The sequence below is a fragment of the Stenotrophomonas sp. SMYL20 genome, from assembly GCF_036320045.1.
GTDB classification, from domain to species: domain Bacteria; phylum Pseudomonadota; class Gammaproteobacteria; order Xanthomonadales; family Xanthomonadaceae; genus Stenotrophomonas; species Stenotrophomonas maltophilia_A.
Window position 1 is genome coordinate 59,203 of record NZ_JAWIRT010000017.1, and the last position, 16,064, is coordinate 75,266.

The 16,064-nt window shown below is 67.0% G+C and carries 11 protein-coding genes and 1 tRNA gene; 6 read left to right on the forward strand and 6 right to left on the reverse strand.

The genetic code is table 11. The features are described 5' to 3' along the window. Window positions 1-126: 126 nt before the first annotated feature. From nagA to V3B48_RS14110, 5 genes are read right to left on the reverse strand one after another with little or no spacing between them, the layout of a single operon-like run. Entirely contained in the window at window positions 127-1,254 is a 1,128-nt protein-coding gene (gene nagA / locus V3B48_RS14090) for an N-acetylglucosamine-6-phosphate deacetylase (protein WP_329893931.1), read from the reverse strand. Then, a complete protein-coding gene (locus V3B48_RS14095; protein WP_014038836.1) occupies window positions 1,251-2,027 on the reverse strand; it encodes a DeoR family transcriptional regulator in 777 nt (258 codons plus the stop codon). Before V3B48_RS14095 ends, nagA begins: the two co-directional genes overlap by 4 nt. Window positions 2,028-2,060: 33 nt before the next feature. Next, window positions 2,061-3,395, reverse strand: a complete 1,335-nt coding sequence (locus V3B48_RS14100) for a D-tagatose-bisphosphate aldolase, class II, non-catalytic subunit (RefSeq protein ID WP_329893932.1) — start codon at window positions 3,393-3,395, stop codon at window positions 2,061-2,063. Window positions 3,396-3,411: 16 nt separating this feature from the next. After that, a complete protein-coding gene (locus V3B48_RS14105) occupies window positions 3,412-4,350 on the reverse strand; it encodes an ROK family protein (protein WP_329893933.1) in 939 nt (312 codons plus the stop codon). Then, the gene (locus V3B48_RS14110; protein WP_329893935.1) at window positions 4,343-5,497 is read right to left on the reverse strand and encodes an SIS domain-containing protein; all 1,155 of its coding nucleotides are present in this window, start codon (window positions 5,495-5,497) and stop codon (window positions 4,343-4,345) included. The genes V3B48_RS14105 and V3B48_RS14110 overlap by 8 nt, the downstream gene beginning before the upstream one ends. A 321-nt stretch (window positions 5,498-5,818) precedes the next feature. On the opposite strand from V3B48_RS14110, the gene V3B48_RS14115 reads away from it, so the two are divergent. The 5 genes from V3B48_RS14115 (at window position 5,819) to V3B48_RS14135 (ending at window position 14,740) form a co-directional block, all read left to right on the forward strand. Next, window positions 5,819-9,178: a TIM-barrel domain-containing protein gene (locus V3B48_RS14115; protein WP_329893936.1), complete on the forward strand. Its 3,360-nt coding sequence runs from the start codon at window positions 5,819-5,821 to the stop codon at window positions 9,176-9,178. A 133-nt stretch (window positions 9,179-9,311) separates the two neighbouring features. Then, entirely contained in the window at window positions 9,312-12,287 is a 2,976-nt protein-coding gene (locus V3B48_RS14120; protein ID WP_329893937.1) for a TonB-dependent receptor, read from the forward strand. Window positions 12,288-12,352: 65 nt separating this feature from the next. After that, window positions 12,353-13,708, forward strand: a complete 1,356-nt coding sequence (locus V3B48_RS14125; protein ID WP_106469419.1) for a Gfo/Idh/MocA family oxidoreductase — start codon at window positions 12,353-12,355, stop codon at window positions 13,706-13,708. A 154-nt stretch (window positions 13,709-13,862) separates the two neighbouring features. After that, on the forward strand, window positions 13,863-14,282 hold the full coding sequence (locus tag V3B48_RS14130; protein WP_125895560.1) for a hypothetical protein: 420 nt from the start codon (window positions 13,863-13,865) through the stop codon (window positions 14,280-14,282). Further along, on the forward strand, window positions 14,279-14,740 hold the full coding sequence (locus tag V3B48_RS14135; RefSeq protein ID WP_329893938.1) for an adhesin: 462 nt from the start codon (window positions 14,279-14,281) through the stop codon (window positions 14,738-14,740). Before V3B48_RS14130 ends, V3B48_RS14135 begins: the two co-directional genes overlap by 4 nt. A 51-nt stretch (window positions 14,741-14,791) precedes the next feature. On the opposite strand, the gene V3B48_RS14140 is transcribed toward V3B48_RS14135, so the two are convergent. Further along, window positions 14,792-14,868 (reverse strand) — tRNA-Arg (locus tag V3B48_RS14140). A 149-nt stretch (window positions 14,869-15,017) separates the two neighbouring features. Between V3B48_RS14140 and ubiA the strand changes: the two genes are divergently transcribed. After that, window positions 15,018-15,911: a 4-hydroxybenzoate octaprenyltransferase gene (gene ubiA / locus V3B48_RS14145; RefSeq protein WP_329893939.1), complete on the forward strand. Its 894-nt coding sequence runs from the start codon at window positions 15,018-15,020 to the stop codon at window positions 15,909-15,911. Window positions 15,912-16,064: the final 153 nt, after the last annotated feature.

A 16,064-nucleotide genomic window follows, 5' to 3' on the forward strand; every position in this document is an offset into this window, starting at 1 on the left:
GTGGTGGCCGGGGGTGCGCGGTGGTGCCGCGCTCCCGGGGGGGGGGCGCGGCCCCCCCCCCCCCCCCCCCCCGACTCTACAAAGGCGGTGCGTCAGGCATTTCCGGCGTTAAGGAGCGGCGGCACGTCAGGCGTTTGCAGCGTTCAAATCAACTACGCGCCCGCCCACCACCACCTGCTGCAGGCGCAGTTCGGCGTCCAGCACCACCAGGTCGGCACGGGCGTCGGGCGCGATGCGGCCGCGATCGTCCAGGCCCAGGTAATCCGCCGGGAAGGTGGAAACACGTTGCGAGGCATCGGCCAGCTCCAGGCCGACGCGCACCAGGTTGCGCAGCGCCTGGTCCATGGTCAGTGCGCTGCCCGCCAGCGAACCGGTAGCGAGGCGCACGCAGCCGCCACACTTGTGCACGCGCTGCTCGCCCAACGCGTACTCGCCATCGGGCATGCCGGTGGCGGCAGTGGCGTCGGTCACCGCGTACAGGCGCGGAATCGCGCGCGCGGCCAGCCGGATCACGCCGGGGTGGATGTGCTGCAGGTCGGGAATGATCTCGGCGTACTGCGCATGTGCCAACGCCGCCGCTGCAATGCCCGGGCGATAGTGATCGACGCCGGTCATGCCGTTGAACAGGTGGGTGAAGCCGGAGGCACCGGCCTGCAGCGCGGCCACGCCTTCCTCGTAGGTACCGGCGCTGTGGCCGAGCTGTACGCGGATGCCCATCGCTGAGAGCGCGGGAATCAGCGCGGTGTGCTCACCGATTTCCGGGGCCAGCGTCATCACCCGGATCGGCGCCAGCGCATGTAGCTGCTGTACCAGCGCCAGCGTCGCCTCGATGGTGCGGTTGGGCTGCGCGCCCAGCCGCTGCGGGCTGATGAACGGCCCTTCCAGATGCACGCCGGCAATACAGGCGGCCTCGGCGTCGGGTGCCGCCATGGTGGCGGCCACGCCAAGCAGCGCGTGCTCGATCTCGTCGAGCCCGGCGGTCATGGTAGTCGCCAGCAGCGTGGTGGTGCCGAAGCGCAGATGGGTGCGGGCGATGGTTCGCGCCACGTCGCCGCCCTGCATCAGGTCCACGCCGGCCGCGCCATGCACATGCAGGTCGATGAAGCCGGGCAGGATCACCGGCAGCTGCAGGTCGTCAGCGCCGCTGTGGTCATCCACCTGCAACTGGCGCACCTGCGAATCGAAGTGGACGTGGCCACGCCGCCAACCCAGCGGGGTGAGGATGCGGCCATGCAGGGCGCGGGTGTCGGTCATGCGGTGGGCTCGGCGATGATCACTTCGATGCCCAGCCGCTGCAGCCCCTCACGGGTTGCGTCGTCAATGCCGGCGTCAGTGATGATGGCGTGGATCTGATCCAGCAGGGCGATGCGGTGCAGGCTGACGCGGCCGAACTTGGAGGCGTCGGTCAGCACCACGATACGGCGTGCGCGCTCGACCATGCGGTGGTTGAGGCGGGCTTCGGCTTCATCGTGGGTAGTCAGGCCGAACTGCAGGTCCAGGCCATCGACGCCCAGGAACAGGGTGTCGAAGCTGTACGAGTTGAGGCTGGCTTCGGCCTGGCTGCCCTGCAGCGACAGCGACTGCTGGCGCAGCAGCCCACCGGTCAGCAGCACGGTGATGCCCGCGGCATTGGCCAGTTCCCAGGCGATGTTCAGGCCGTTGGTCATCACCGTCACGTCGCGATGCGCGCGCAGGTGGCGGGCCAGGGTCATCGTGGTCGAGCCGGAGTCGATGATGATGTTGTCGCCGGGCTGCACCAGGCGCGCAGCGCGCGCACCGATCGATTCCTTCAGCGGCAGGTTCAGCGCGTCTTTCTCGTGGATGTCCTGTTCCTGCGGCGGCGTACGAACGAGCGTGGCGCCGCCATGGGTACGGTTGGCCAGGCCCTGCGACTCGAAGTGGGTCAGATCGGCACGGATGGTCACCGCCGACACGCCGAAGCGCTCGACCAGATCGGCCACCTGCACCGAGCCATGCTCGATCAGCAGCTGCAGGATCTGTTGCCGGCGGGAGCGGGTGTTGCGCATGGCCATTCTCGGTTTCGCGGGAAAAGGTAGAGATTAGCCGTTCGCAGGAACGCCGGCAGCCGAGCCCGCATTCTGCGTGCGGGTTCCGGCCTGGTTGGCGCTGCAGGCGCGGGCGTATTCGCCCAGGCACAGGCCGATACGGTGCTGCACCAGGGCGGTGGGGGTGTTGGCCAGGCGGCCCTCGCGCACGGCGCGGTACTGCTCCGGCAGGTACTGGCTGAGCAGCACCAGCGGCGGCGCATGCTGCTCCAGGTTGGCGAACAGAGTCTGCACCGCCTGCACCAGCGCCGGCTCGCCCCAGTAGTAGCGGCAGCGGTCGCTGAAGGAGTAACTGCGCAGCAGGCGCAGCGCCGCCTCATCGCCCTGGTAGTAGGACTGCCAGTACTTCGGCTGCGCCACCATCACCTCGTCCAGCACCTGCGGCAGGCGCGAGCACTGCGCGGCCGGCAGCAGCTCGGCCTCGATCGCGGCCAGCGCGAACAGTGCTTCGCGGTAGGCGAAGGTGGCCGCCGGGCCGACCTTCAGGATGGCGAAGTGATCGCGCACCAGTGCATGCAGGCCGCTTTCGCGCTGGTAGTCAGTGGAATGCGCTTCGAACACGATGCGCGGCTGCTGTTCGAGGAAGCCGGCCAGCGTGCTGGCGGCTGCGGCATCGTACTCGTGCACGCTGCTGTGGTCGAAGTCCACGCCCGGCTGCACCACCATCGCGATCACGCGCTGCCACGCGTCGCGCAGCTGCGGCGTGTCGAACGCCTGCTGGTGGATGGCCAGGGTCTGCGCGGCGGCGGCCGGCGTGGTTACCTGCAGGCCTTCGGCCAGCGAGGCTTCGCCACCGGGAATCGGCACTTCGGTACCGATCACGTAGACCGGCGGCGGCAGGCCGTGCTCGGCGGCGGTGCGCTCGGCGATCTCGGCCAGCTCGGCCGAACGCGCGGCGACGATGGCATCGGGCAGCGGCACCGGGTCATCGGCGCAGGACATGCTGCAGTCCAGGTGGATCTTGTGGAAGCCGGCGGCGACGTAGGCTTCGATCAGCACGCGCGCGTGGGTCATCGCTTCGGCGGCCGGGCGCTTCTGCCAGGCATTCGGGCCGAGGTGGTCACCGCCCAGGATCAGCCGTTCGCGCGGGAAGCCTTCCTCATCGGCCAGCGTGCCCACGTAATCGCGGTACTGCGGCGGGGTCATGCCGGTGTAGCCGCCGAACTGGTCGACCTGGTTGGAGGTGGCCTCGATCAGCAGCACGGTGCCGTGTGCCAGCGCCACGTGCATGGCCGCGCGCAGCACCTGCTCGTTGCTGCAGCAGACGCTGTACAGGCCGACGTTGGCACCGGCGCGGTGGGAGGCAAGCAGGGTCTGCAACGGGGACATGGTCAGGCTCCGGACATCAGGAAAACGAGGGTTGGCAGGCGAGCAGGGCAGCACCACGTGCGCCACCGGCATCGCCGAAGCGTGGCGGCACGATCGGTGGCACCTGCACACCCTTGAACAGATGGGCGGCGATGGCGGCGGGCAGGTGCTCGTACAGCGGCGCGTACTGCGAAAGGCCGCCGCCGAGCACGATCACGTGCGGGTCCAGCGCCAGCACCAGCGCCGCCAGACTATGGCCGAGCAGGTCGCGATGGATGTCCAGCGCCTTGCGCGCGCGGGCGTCGCCGGCTTCGGCCAATGCAATCACCGCGCTGGCATCTGCGGCGCTGCCACCGAGGTGGCGTTCGATCATCGCCACGCCGCTGCCGGACACATAGCGCTCCACGCAGCCCTGCAGGCCACAGGCGCAGTCGATCAGCGGCAGGCCGTGGCGCTGCAGCAGATGACCGGGCACGCTCCAGTGGCCCCATTCGCCGGCCAGCCCGTTGAAACCGGACAGCAGGCGGCCGTGCAGGCAGAAACCACCGCCCGCGCCTGTGCCGAGGATGGCGCCGAACATGCTGGGGTAGCCGTCAGCGGCACCGCCGTGTGCTTCCGACAGGGCAAAACACTGCAGGTCGTTACCGAAATGCAGCGGCCGCTGCAGGCGCGCCTGCAGGTCGGCCGCCACGCTGTGGCCGGTCAACGCCGGCACGTTCGCGCTGAGCTGGCGGCCGCTGCGGCGGTCGCGCACGCCGGGCAGGGCGATGCCGATCGCCGCATCACTGCGGCCCAGCGCGGCATCGGCCTCGGCGACCAGGGTCACCACCGCCTGCAGGAAACCGTCGTAGTCGCCCTGCGGCGTGGCCACGCGGCGGCGCCAGGTGACCTGCATCGCCGCATCGCACGCCACCAGCTCGATCTTGGTGCCGCCGATGTCGATGCCGTAGCAGGCGTGGGCGATCAGCTCAGCCATGGTGGATGGTGACGCCCTTGACCACGCGGTTGACGGTGCCGTCCGGGAACGGATTGTCCGGAGTCAGGCCCAGCGCAGCCGAGCGCTGCAGCGCGAACAGCTGCGCAAAGCCCAGCCACACCGGCGCCAGCCACGGATCATCCAGTGCCGGTACGGTGAGGGTGTACTCGTCGTCCGCACCGATGTCCGAATGCGGGCCGATCGCCAGCACCTGGCCGGCCACGCCATCGCGGCGCAGTTCTTCCAGCAGGTCCTGTTCGTAGCGGCGCGCCAGCGGCTGCACGCTGCGCAGCACCACCACCAGGGTGTTGCCGTCCAGCGTCGACTTCGGGCCGTGGCGGAAGCCCAGCGGGGTGTTGGCCAGCGCCAGCACGCGGCCGGCGGTCAGTTCCAGCACCTTCAGCGCGCACTCGCGTGCCAGCGCTTCCAGCGGGCCGCTGCCGAGGTAGATGATGCGGTTGAACGGGCGCTGTGCCAGCGCCGCCACCGGTGCATCCCACTGTGCCTGGCCTTCGCGGGCCAGCGCGGCGATCTGCTTCAGGCGCGCCACACGCGCATCCCACGGCGAACGATCGAACACGGTCAGTGCGGCCAGCAGCATGCAGGTCAGGCTGCTGGTCATGGCGAAGGCACGGTCGCAGCTGGCCGACGGCATCAGCAGAGTGCAGGTATCGGCACGGCCGGCGCCACGACGGGCCAGTTCGCCATCGGCATTGCAGGTGATGTCGAGGAAGCGCGCGTCATCCACGTCGCTGCGCACGCGGTCCACCGCCGCCACGCTTTCCGGGCTGGAGCCGCTGCGGCCGAACGAGACCAGCAGGGTCGGGCGGTCGCGCTGCAGGTACAGCGCCGGGTGGGTCAGCAGGCTGGTGGTGTGCACCACGCGCACATCGGCCTGCCATTGCGCGTTGATGGCATCGGCCACCATTTCGGCGATGAAGCCGGAGCTGCCGGCGCCGGTGAACAGCACGCGCTGGTTGGGATCGTTGAGGCTGTCGCCGAGGAAGGCCTGCAGGCGGTCGCGGGCACGCGACAGGTCCTGTGCGAGGGCTTCCCACAGCGCAGGCTGCTGGGCGATTTCGGTAGCGGTATCGGCTCCGCCAAGGCGCTGCCAGGCGGACACATCGGAAAGCAGGGTGACGTCCATTCGGAGGTTCCAGTTGGGCCAGCGCACCATCTGTGTTTTCTTTCGAAATGTCAAATAGCGAAAGTAAAAAGAAAGAAAATGGCGTGGTGACTTTCCCGCCCGGGAGTGCTTGGGAAAACGAAAGAACCGGCCGGATGCCGTATCGCACAATGCTTAACAGGCGCCTGCAAGCGCTTACACAAAGTATTGCGGCGCAACAACTTTCGTTTCAATGGAATATATCTTCCTTTTTCCTTTCAATTTGTTGACATCTTTCGAATCGCTGCCCTAGAGTCGGCCCAATCGCTTTCGAAACGCCCGGTGAACGGGTTGGGAGTCCGCGTGGAAATCTGCGTTCGTCGCTCGCCGCTGATGCTGGCCCTGTTGCCGGCATTGATGCTGGCGTCCATGCCGGCCCGGGCCGAGCCGGTCGGCAACCTGCGTTCGGTCAGCGCCAGCGCCAGCCGCGACGGCGTGCAGGGCTGGGATCTGCAGACCGACAAGGGCGCGCGCATCCGCATCGAACTGCCGGCCACCGACATCATCCGCGTGCAGGCCGGCCGCAACGGCAAGCTCACCGGTGCAGGCGACAAGGCCGCGCCGATCGTGCTGCCGCAGCCCAAGGCGAACGTGCAGGCGCAGCTGGAAGAAGACGCGCAGGAAATCCGCGTACGCACCGATGCGCTGGTGCTGCATGTGCAGCGGCAACCGCTGCGCCTGCGCCTGGAGCGCTTGGACAACGGTCAGCCCACCGCGCTGTGGCAGGAACTGCAGCCGCTGGACCTAGATGCCACGCAGAGCGTGCAGGTGCTGTCCTCGCAGGCCGATGAAGGCTATTACGGTGGTGGCCAGCAGAATGGCCGTTACCAGTTCAAGGGCCGCGAGCTGGAAGTGTCCTATTCCGGCGGCTGGGAAGAGGGCGACCGCCCCAGCCCGGCACCGATGCTGCTGAGCAGCCGCGGCTGGGGCATGCTGCGCAACACGTGGAGCGATGGCAGCTACGACCTGCGCGAGGCTGACCAGGCCACGCTGCTGCACCGCGAAGACCGCTTCGATGCGTACTACTTCGTCGGCGCCGATCTGCCGAAACTGATCGAGCGCTATACCCAGCTGACCGGCCGCCCGAACATGGTCGCGCGTTGGGCGCTGTCCTACGGCGATGCCGATTGCTACAACGACGGTGACAATGCCAAGAAGCCCGGCACCGTGCCCGAAGGCTGGAGTGACGGCCCGACCGGCACCACCCCGGATGTGATCGACAGCGTGGCCAAGCAGTACCGCGCCAACGACATGCCCGGTGGCTGGATCCTGCCGAACGATGGTTACGGCTGCGGTTACAAGCAGTTGCCGGAAACAGTGAAGGGCCTGGCCGGCTATGGTTTCCGCACCGGCCTGTGGACCGAGAACGGTGTCGACAAGATCGCCTGGGAAGTGGGCAAGGCCGGCAGCCGCGTGCAGAAGCTGGACGTGGCCTGGACCGGCAAAGGCTACCAGTTTGCGATGGACGCCAACCGCCAGGCGTTCAACGGCATCCTCGACAATTCCGATTCGCGCCCGTTCCTGTGGACGGTGATGGGCTGGGCCGGCATCCAGCGCTATGCCGTGGCATGGACCGGCGACCAGAGCAGCAGCTGGGATTACATCCGCTGGCACGTGCCGACCCTGGTCGGTTCGGGGCTGTCCGGCATGGCCTACGCCAGCGGCGACGTCGATGCGATCTTCGGCGGCAGCGCCGAGACCTTCACCCGCGACCTGCAGTGGAAGGCGTTCACCCCGGTGCTGATGGGCATGAGCGGCTGGTCGTCGAACGCGCGCAAGCACCCGTGGTGGTACGACGAGCCCTACCGCAGCATCAACCGCGATTACCTGAAGTTGAAGATGCGCCTGACCCCGTACATGTACGGGCTGGTGCACGAGGCTGCGCAGACAGGCGCACCGCCGGTGCGTGGCCTGATGTGGGACAACCCGCGCGATCCGCATGCGCAGGATGAAACCTACAAGTACCAGTTCCTGCTCGGCCGCGATCTGCTGGTGGCGCCGGTGTACCGCAGCCAGGCGGCAAGCCGTGGCTGGCGCCGCGACATCCATCTGCCGGCTGGTGGCTGGATCGACTACTGGGACGGCCGCCGTGTGCAGGCCGCCGCCGATGGCCGCCAGCTCGACCGCCAGGTGGATCTGGCCACGCTGCCGGTGTTCGTGCGTGCCGGTGCGATCCTGCCGATGTACCCGTCGATGCTGTTCGATGGCGAAAAGCCACTCGATGAGGTGACGTTCGACCTGTACCCGCAGGGCGATTCGCAGTACACGCTGTACGAAGACGACGGCAACACCCGCCGCTACCAGCAGGGCGAATCGAGCACGCAGCAGATCCGCGTGCAGGCGCCGGCGCAGGGCAGCGGCCCGGTGCAGGTGCAGATTGATGCCGTGCAGGGCCAGTACAACGGCCAGCTGGCGCAGCGTCGCTATGGCCTGCGCGTGCTCAGCCGCCAGGCGCCGCGCGCGGTGCAGGCCGGTGGTCGCGCGCTGCCGGCGTTGGCCGATGCGGCGGCGTTCAACAACGCCAGCGAAGGCTGGTACTTCGATGCCCAGGAGCGCCGTGGCACGCTGCACGTGCGTACCGCCACCCAGGACATCCGCCAGCCGCTGCAGCTGCAGCTGGACTTCGCGGTGGCTGCCGCGGCCGCCGACGATGCCTATCCGGCCGCGCCGGTGCTGGGCCGCGAACTGCCGGCCGACAGCCTGCTGGTGGTCAATCGCCCGGCCGAAGAACCCGGCCATGCGCTGGAGAATGCCTTCGATGATGATCCGGGCACCTGGTTCCGCAGCGTGCGCAACCAGGCCGTGCGCACCGGTGCGCACGAGTGGGTGATCGGCTTCGGCGAGCGCAGGATGATCGACGGCATCGACATCGCGCCGCGCAACGATAAGAACTGGAAGCACGGCCAGGTACGCGACTACGAGGTCTACCTCGGCGACAGCAATGGCGAGTGGGGCGAGCCGATCGCCCGCGGCCGCCTGCAGCTGAAGGAAGGCGTGCAGCGCATCGACTTCCCGGCCCACGCCGGCCGCCTCCTGCGTTTCCGCGTGCTGAGCGTGCAGAACCCCGAAGGCGACGGCGCCAGCAGCACCGACCCGATGGTCATTGCCGCACAGGGCAGCGCCCGCGCCTTCGACGCATTGCAGCCGCGCGATGTCGGCCCGATCGCCTTGTCCACCTTCCACATTCTTGAACACCAGGAACCGGAGCGACCGGCCCGGCAGCGCTATCTCTCCGAGCTGCCGGTGCCGGCCGCGCTGGCCAGCCAGGTGCGCACCGACCAGTCGTTCCGTGGCGACGCCGGCATGCGCATGAACGGCCTGCAGTTCCGTCGTGGCCTGGGCGTCGGCGCCAACAGCCGCATCGACCTGCGTCTGCAGGGAGGCTGGCACCTGCTGCGTGCCGATCTCGGCATCGACGACGCCTGCCGCACTGCCGGTGGCCTGCAGTTCCAGGTCTGGGGTGACAACCGCCTGCTGTACGACAGCGGCCTGGTGAAGGCGCCCGGCGTGGTCAAGCCGGAGCTGGACATCCGTGGCCTTTCCACCCTGAGCCTGCGCACGCTGGGTGCGCAGGGCAGCCAACCCGCCCAGGTCTGTGCCAACTGGGCCAACGCCGTGCTGATCGGCCAGGAGGGCGACTCCGCCAGCATCGTCGCCCCATGACCCCTACGTAACACCGCTCCTCCCCCCGCCCATTCCGACTACGGCCCTCATGGCCGTGGCCCGGGAGCGTTTTGCCCGCCGAACGCCCACGCGCTCACTTTTCGCGCCGCACCCCTGCCAGGAGAGAACCCCGATGTTGCCCGCACGCCACCACCGCCCCCCCTGTCGTTCCATCGCTCCGCTGTCGCTGGCCATTGCCGGCGTGCTGTTGTCGGTCGCCGTTCCTGCCTTCGCCCAGGAGAGCAAGGACAAGGCCACCGACCTGGCCCGCATCGAGGTCACCGGCTCCAACATCCGCCGCACCGACGTTGAAACCGCCTCGCCGGTGCAGGTGATCAGCAAGCAGGACATCCAGAACATGGGTGCGCGCACGCTGCTGCAGGTGCTGGACAATCTGCCGGCCGCACGCCCGGCGCAGCAGGATGCGCGTTCGCTGTTCACCGGCTCCGATGGTGCCTCGCAGGCCAACCTGCGTGGCCTCGGCGCACAGGGCACGCTGGTGCTGCTGAACGGTCGTCGCCTGTCGTACTACGGTGCGCCGGCCGGCTTCCAGACCCAGTTCGTCAACATCGATGCGATCCCGGCTGCGGCCATCGAGCGCATGGAAGTGCTGACCGACGGCGCCTCGGCGGTGTACGGCACCGACGCGGTGGCCGGTGTGATCAACGTGATCACCAAGCGCAACTTCCAGGGTGCCGAGGTCAGCTTCACCAACGACACCTCGTCGCGCATCGATTCCTACGGCGAGCGCCAGGCCAGCATCACCGCCGGCTTCGGTGACCTGACCGAGAACCGCTTCAACATCTACGGCGCGGTGAACATGTACCGCCGCGACGCGATCCCGCTGAGCGACTTCTACGACAAGCGGCCCGACCAGTACTACGTCAACAAGCCGAACTACCTCAACGACCTGCGCCTGGGCGTGGGCAGCAAGCCGGGCGAGTTCAACCCGGGCAGCTACTTCGCCTTCGATCCGGTCACTGGCCGCCGCGTGCAGGAAGCTGCGCCGGGCTGCAAGAACGTGCTGACCAGTGAAGCGGCCGGTCCGCGTTGCGTCTGGGAAACCTGGATGAACAACGAGATCGATGCCGGCGCCAAGTCCGAGCGCAACACCGCCTACCTCAACGGCACGTTCCTGGTGGGTGACAGCACCGAGATCTTCGCCGAGGCGACCTACACCGACATCGACCTGCGCGCCAACGGCGGCACGCCGCGCACCTACGGCACCACCACCGGCAACCCGACCAGCTGGTTCTCGCGCAACACCGGCAACACCGTCAACCAGTTCCTGTACCCGTTCCTGGGCCCGAACAACGAGTACAACCACGCCAGCCCGGAAATGAAGGCGATGATGGGCGGTGTGGTCGGCCTGAATTACCTGCTGCAGGATGCCGGCCCGAACTACTTCGGCCAGCGCAACACCGACAAGAGCTACCGCGTGCTGGCCGGTGCGCGTGGCAACCGGGGTGACTGGAACTGGGAGACCGCGTTCGCCAGCGCCGGTACGCACTCCACCACGTACCAGACGATCAACGTCAACATCAAGGGCTTCGAGAAGGCGTTCGGCCCGTACTCGATCGATCCGGGCACCGGCCGCGTGATCATCTCCGACCACCCGGCGTACAAGTTCGGCGAGATCAGCGAAGCCAACGCCGCACTGATCCGTGAAGCGTTCCCGACCTTCGACATCCAGTCGTGGACGCGCCTGCACACCCTCGACGGCAAGATCGAAGGCCCGCTGTTCCAGCTGCCGGCCGGCGAGATGCGCGCCGCGTTCGGCTTCAATGCCAGCCGCGAGACCTTCTACACCCCGGGCAACGCCGATGCAGCCAATGGCCTGATCTCCCAGCAGGGTGGCTCCTGGTTCGACGGCAAGCGCAACACCTACGCGCTGTTCGCCGAAACCGTGGCACCGATCACCGACAAGCTGGAACTGGACGCGGCGGTACGCGTGGACAAGTACCCGAACTTCAGCGCCAACGTCGCGCCGAAGATCGGCTTCAAGTACCAGGCGTTCGACCAGCTGATGCTGCGCGGTACCTACTCGACCGGTTTCCGTGCACCGAGCCTGGCCGAATCCGGCAACGGCGGCGTGTTCGCGCAGCTGGGTGGCTACCGTGACGAGCTGCGCTGCAACGAGACCAACGCCATCGCCAACCTGCTGCTGAAGTCGCAGCGGCCGGGCGATGTCGATCTGGGCAAGACCATGCTGAACGTCGATTGCAGTCGCACCGTGGCACGCATGACCCAGCCGAACAAGGACCTGAAGCCGGAGAAGGCGAAGATCGCCACCCTCGGCTTCGTCTACGAGCCGGCAACCTGGCTGTCGGTGTCGGCCGACTACTGGTTCATCTACCGCGACAATGAAATCGTCGCGCCGGACTACCGCCGCATGGAAGACATCATCTCCTCGTCGCGTTCGCCGATCACCGACAGCGACCGGGCCAACCTGGCGCAGCTGGCGGCGATGTGTGCCGACCCGGCCAGCGGCGTGAACTGCCCGTCGGCACTGCCAGGCTATTCCGCCGGCAACGTGGCCAGCGTGGTGGGCCAGTACAAGAACCGTGGCAAGACGCTGATCGACGGCTTCGACATCGACGCGCGCAGCCGCTTCTCGCTGGGTGACTGGGGCAACCTGAACATCGGTCTGGCTGCCACCATCGCCAACCGAAACCGCTTCTACATGGACGAAGCGAGCGGCTGGTACTACGGCGACGTGGTGGGCTACTACAACAACCCGCGCCTGCGTGCCACGCTCAACGCCGACTGGACCTACAAGCAGGTCACCACCAGCATGTTCGTCAACTATGTGGGCGGCACCAAGTGGGCCACCGACCAGGTCGACGAAAAGAGCAACAACAAGGAAACCTGCACCGGCGGCTACCTGGCCCTGCAGAAGAGCAAGTGCGACGGTGCACCGTCGTGGTGGACCGCCAACATGAGCGTCACCTGGCGCCCGGATGATGCGTGGAATCTGAGCTTCACGGTCAAGAACCTGTTCAACCGCCTGCCGTTCTACGATCCGAACAGCTTCCTGGGTGACTCCAGTGACTACGCAACGATCTTCGGTCGTGGTTACAGTGTGACTGTCGGTTACCGGTTCAAGTAATTCCGTTTGCGTGACCTGGCGTGCCGGCTGCGGCCGGCACGCTGCCAAGAGGAGAGATGTTTGCCATGAAGCGTAGGGAATTCATCGCGGCCAGCGCCGCTGTCGCCGCCAGCAGCCTGTTGCCGCAGACCCCGGCCTGGGCACGCGGGCGCAAGGTGCGCCTGGCCATGATCGGTACCGGCATGCGTGGCCTGGTGCTGCTGAAGGAACTGGTGCGCCGCGACGACGTCGAGGTGGTCGCCGTCTGCGATATCGAGCCGATCATGCTCGGCCGCGCCGTGGAGATGGTCAGCAAGGCCGGCAAGCCGGCACCGAAGACCTACGGCCAGGACCGCGACACCAATGCCTGGAAGCGCCTGCTGGAACAGAAGGGCATTGATGGCGTGATCATTGCCACGCCGTGGGAGTACCACGCGCCGATGGCGATTGCTGCGATGCAGGCCGGCGTGGCAGTGGGCTGTGAAGTAGTGGCCGGCATCACCCTGCAGGACCACTGGGACGTGTTGAAGACCCAGTTGAGTACCGGCACGCCCTACATGCTGCTGGAGAACGTCTGCTACCGCCGCGACGTGATGGCCGCGCTGCAGATGGTGCGCCAGGGCCTGTTCGGCGAACTGGTACACCTGCAGGCCGGCTACCAGCACGACCTGCGCGGCGTGAAGTTCAATTCCGGTGACCCGAACCAGCCGTATGACAGCGGCGTTGAGTTCGGTCCCAAGGGCTGGAGCGAAGCCCGCTGGCGCACCGAGCATTCGGTGGAGCGCAATGGCGAGCTCTACCCCAGCCACGGCATCGGCCCGTGCGCGATGTACACCGGCATCAACCGTGGCAACCGCTTCACCCACATCAACGCCTTCGCGACCAAGGCGCGTGGCCTGCACGAATACACCGTGGCCAAGAGTGGCGGCACCACCCATCCCAGCACCAAGGTGAAGTTCAAGCTGGGCGACATCGTGACCACCACGCTGGCCTGCGAGAACGGCGAGACCATCCTGCTGCAGCACGACACCTCGCTGCCGCGCCCGTACTCGATGGGCTTCCGCGTGCAGGGCACCAAGGGCCTGTGGATGGATGTGAACCATTCGATCCACATCGAAGGCCGCAGCCCGCCGCACCAGTGGGAAGAGTTCAAGAAGTACCAGGACGAGTATGAGCACCCGCTGTGGAAGCAGAATGCCGAGACCGCTGCCAGCGCTGGTCATGGTGGCATGGACTGGTTCGTCATCCACGCGTTTGTCGAGGCGCTGAAGGCCAAGGCGCCGATGCCGATCGACATCTATGACGCGGTGACCTGGAGCGCGATCACCCCGCTGAGCGAGCAGTCGATCGCCAACAGCTTCCAGACGCTGGAGTTCCCGGACTTCACCGCCGGTGCGTGGAAGCAGCGTAAGCCGATTTTTGCGTTTGACGGCAAGTATTGATTCGCTCTTGTAGAGTCGAGCCATGCTCGACTGTTTTGAACACAACGCCGGGCCATGCCCGGCGTTGTTGTTTGCGGCGGCCCCTAACAGGCTCATGCTAGGCTCGGCTTCGTGCCCGGCAGTTGATGTCAATCGACAGAGAGGAGCTTGCCTGATGCGCCTGCTGACCTTCACCTGTCCACTTTGCGGCGCTGCCGGGCAGCGATTCCCGCTGCTTTCCGCATCGAGACGGCAGGCGAAGACGGCATGCAGGGGATGTGGCGTGATGCTGCGCTCGGATCCCCGCTTGGGCCTGCACACGCTCTACCTGCTGCATACGCAGATCATCGTGCTGCTGGCTGCATTGCCCATGATCTGGGCCTGTGCCTTGGGCCGATGGTTCTGGTTGGCTGTGATCTGGGCCGTGGTGCTGGCGTTGTGCTGGTTCCCCGGCGTAATCAGGCACGCACGAAGTCCGATCATGCGCGCCTGCCGCGATCCGGATTACAGCTACGCGCGCAGGCCGGGTGCTTCCACTACGCGCGCTGCTGCAAACGCTGGGCAGGGTAGCGACGTGCCAGGTGCCAGCCCATGATCCGGCCGATCATTGCCCTCCTGACCGCAAGCCTGGCCGCGTGTGCATCGCACCCAGCCGATGCCGTGCAGTGCCCCGAGGCCACGATCACCTACATCGGCAGTGAAACTGTGGATGCCGTGGTCCTTGGCAGGTTCCAGATCAGTACGGAGGGATCGCAGGCACTACGACTGCCACTGGCCAGCGTGGATCGGCAGGCGCATGCACACGCGGTATCGACCGATATCCGCGACGAACACGGTCTGGCCTGGCGTCCCTTCAGTGTTGTTCTGGAAGAGCTCAAGCCGCCGGCTGCGGACCTGGTGATTGCACGTGGTGAGATTGAAACCTTCCTGTACGACGGCAAGGGCGCCTTCCTGCCCGGTGCGGTGCAGAAAGGGCAGGAGCTTTCCATCGTCGTGCGCGATCTTCAAGGTTGCGCACATCGCTCGATGCCGTTCGCTCCTGAGCTGCGTTGACGTGGAAGCGCAAGCGAGAGGCCCGGAGTGACGGGTACGAGCAGGGGAAGATGGCGCGCCCGGAGGGATTCGAACCCCCGACCAATGGCTTCGGAAGCCACTACTCTATCCGGCTGAGCTACGGGCGCGTTGTAGAACCGCCGCGCCACCGACCAGTGCCGGAGCGGGCAACGCAGCGCCATGAAGCGGTGCGGGACCGGCATTCTATCCAGTTTCGCCGAACAAATCTCCCCCCATGGGCAAAGCCCTGCCAGAGGGGCAGGAGTATCCTATCGTCATGGCTGATACCCCCCTCATTTCGCCGCAGTCGCCGGCGACGCCGCGTTGGCGGCATTACTGGAGTCTGATGCGCGCTGATCGCCCGATCGGCACGCTGCTGCTGCTGTGGCCCACCTGGTGGGCGTTGTGGCTGGCTGCGGGCGGCCTGCCGCCGCTGTGGACCCTGTTCGTGTTCACCGCCGGCGTGTGGCTGACCCGCTCGGCCGGTTGCGTCATCAACGACTACGCCGACCGCTGGCTGGATCCGCATGTGGAGCGTACCAAGGCGCGTCCGCTGGCCACCGGCGCAATCAGTGGCCGTGCCGCGCTGGCACTGTTTGCCGTGCTGATGCTGGCAGCGTTCGGCCTGGTGCTGACCCTGAACGGGCTGACCATCGGCCTCAGCTTCATCGGCGTGTTCCTGGCCGCCAGCTACCCGTACCTGAAGCGCTACACCCATCTGCCGCAGGTCTACCTGGGCATGTCGTTCGGCTGGGGTATCCCGATGGCGTTCGCTGCGGTGCAGGGCGAGGTGCCGCTGCTGGGCTGGCTGCTGTATGCCGGCAACATCCTGTGGTCCACCGCCTACGACACTTGGTACGCCATGGTCGACCGCGAGGACGACCTGAAGATGGGCTCTCACTCCACCGCGATCCTGTTCGGTGACCTCGATCTGGTCATCCAGGGCGTGCTGTACGCGTTGTTCCTGGCCACCATGGCGCTGGTCGGCGTGCGTGGTGGGCTGGGTGGGTACTACCTGGCCGGCGTGGCGGTGGCCACCGTTCTGGTGGTGTACGAGTTCTGGATCTGCCGCAACCGCGAGCGCGGCCCGTGCTTCAAGGCGTTCCTGCACAACAACTGGGTGGGCGCCGCGCTGTTCGCCGGCATTGCCGTGGACCTGGCGCTGCGTTGACGATTGGATCTGGTAGAGCCGGCCGCTGGCCGGCTGTACCCGTATGCGGTCCCGAGGTTGCCGGCCAGCGGCCGGCACTACCGCCTTCTACCACCTGCGATGATGCTTGGATCTGGTAGAGCTGGCCGCTGGCCGGCTGCACCCGTATGCGGT

Bases quoted from the DNA above. Each gene is read 5' to 3' on its own strand.
- nagA (WP_329893931.1), bottom strand. From the start codon at position 1,254: ATGACCGACACCCGCGCCCTGCATGGCCGCATCCTCACCCCGCTGGGT.
- V3B48_RS14095 (WP_014038836.1), bottom strand. From the start codon at position 2,027: ATGCGCAACACCCGCTCCCGCCGGCAACAGATCCTGCAGCTGCTGATC.
- V3B48_RS14100 (WP_329893932.1), bottom strand. From the start codon at position 3,395: ATGTCCCCGTTGCAGACCCTGCTTGCCTCCCACCGCGCCGGTGCCAAC.
- V3B48_RS14105 (WP_329893933.1), bottom strand. From the start codon at position 4,350: ATGGCTGAGCTGATCGCCCACGCCTGCTACGGCATCGACATCGGCGGC.
- V3B48_RS14110 (WP_329893935.1), bottom strand. From the start codon at position 5,497: ATGGACGTCACCCTGCTTTCCGATGTGTCCGCCTGGCAGCGCCTTGGC.
- V3B48_RS14120 (WP_329893937.1), top strand. From the start codon at position 9,312: ATGTTGCCCGCACGCCACCACCGCCCCCCCTGTCGTTCCATCGCTCCG.
- V3B48_RS14125 (WP_106469419.1), top strand. From the start codon at position 12,353: ATGAAGCGTAGGGAATTCATCGCGGCCAGCGCCGCTGTCGCCGCCAGC.
- V3B48_RS14130 (WP_125895560.1), top strand. From the start codon at position 13,863: ATGCGCCTGCTGACCTTCACCTGTCCACTTTGCGGCGCTGCCGGGCAG.
- V3B48_RS14135 (WP_329893938.1), top strand. From the start codon at position 14,279: ATGATCCGGCCGATCATTGCCCTCCTGACCGCAAGCCTGGCCGCGTGT.
- ubiA (WP_329893939.1), top strand. From the start codon at position 15,018: ATGGCTGATACCCCCCTCATTTCGCCGCAGTCGCCGGCGACGCCGCGT.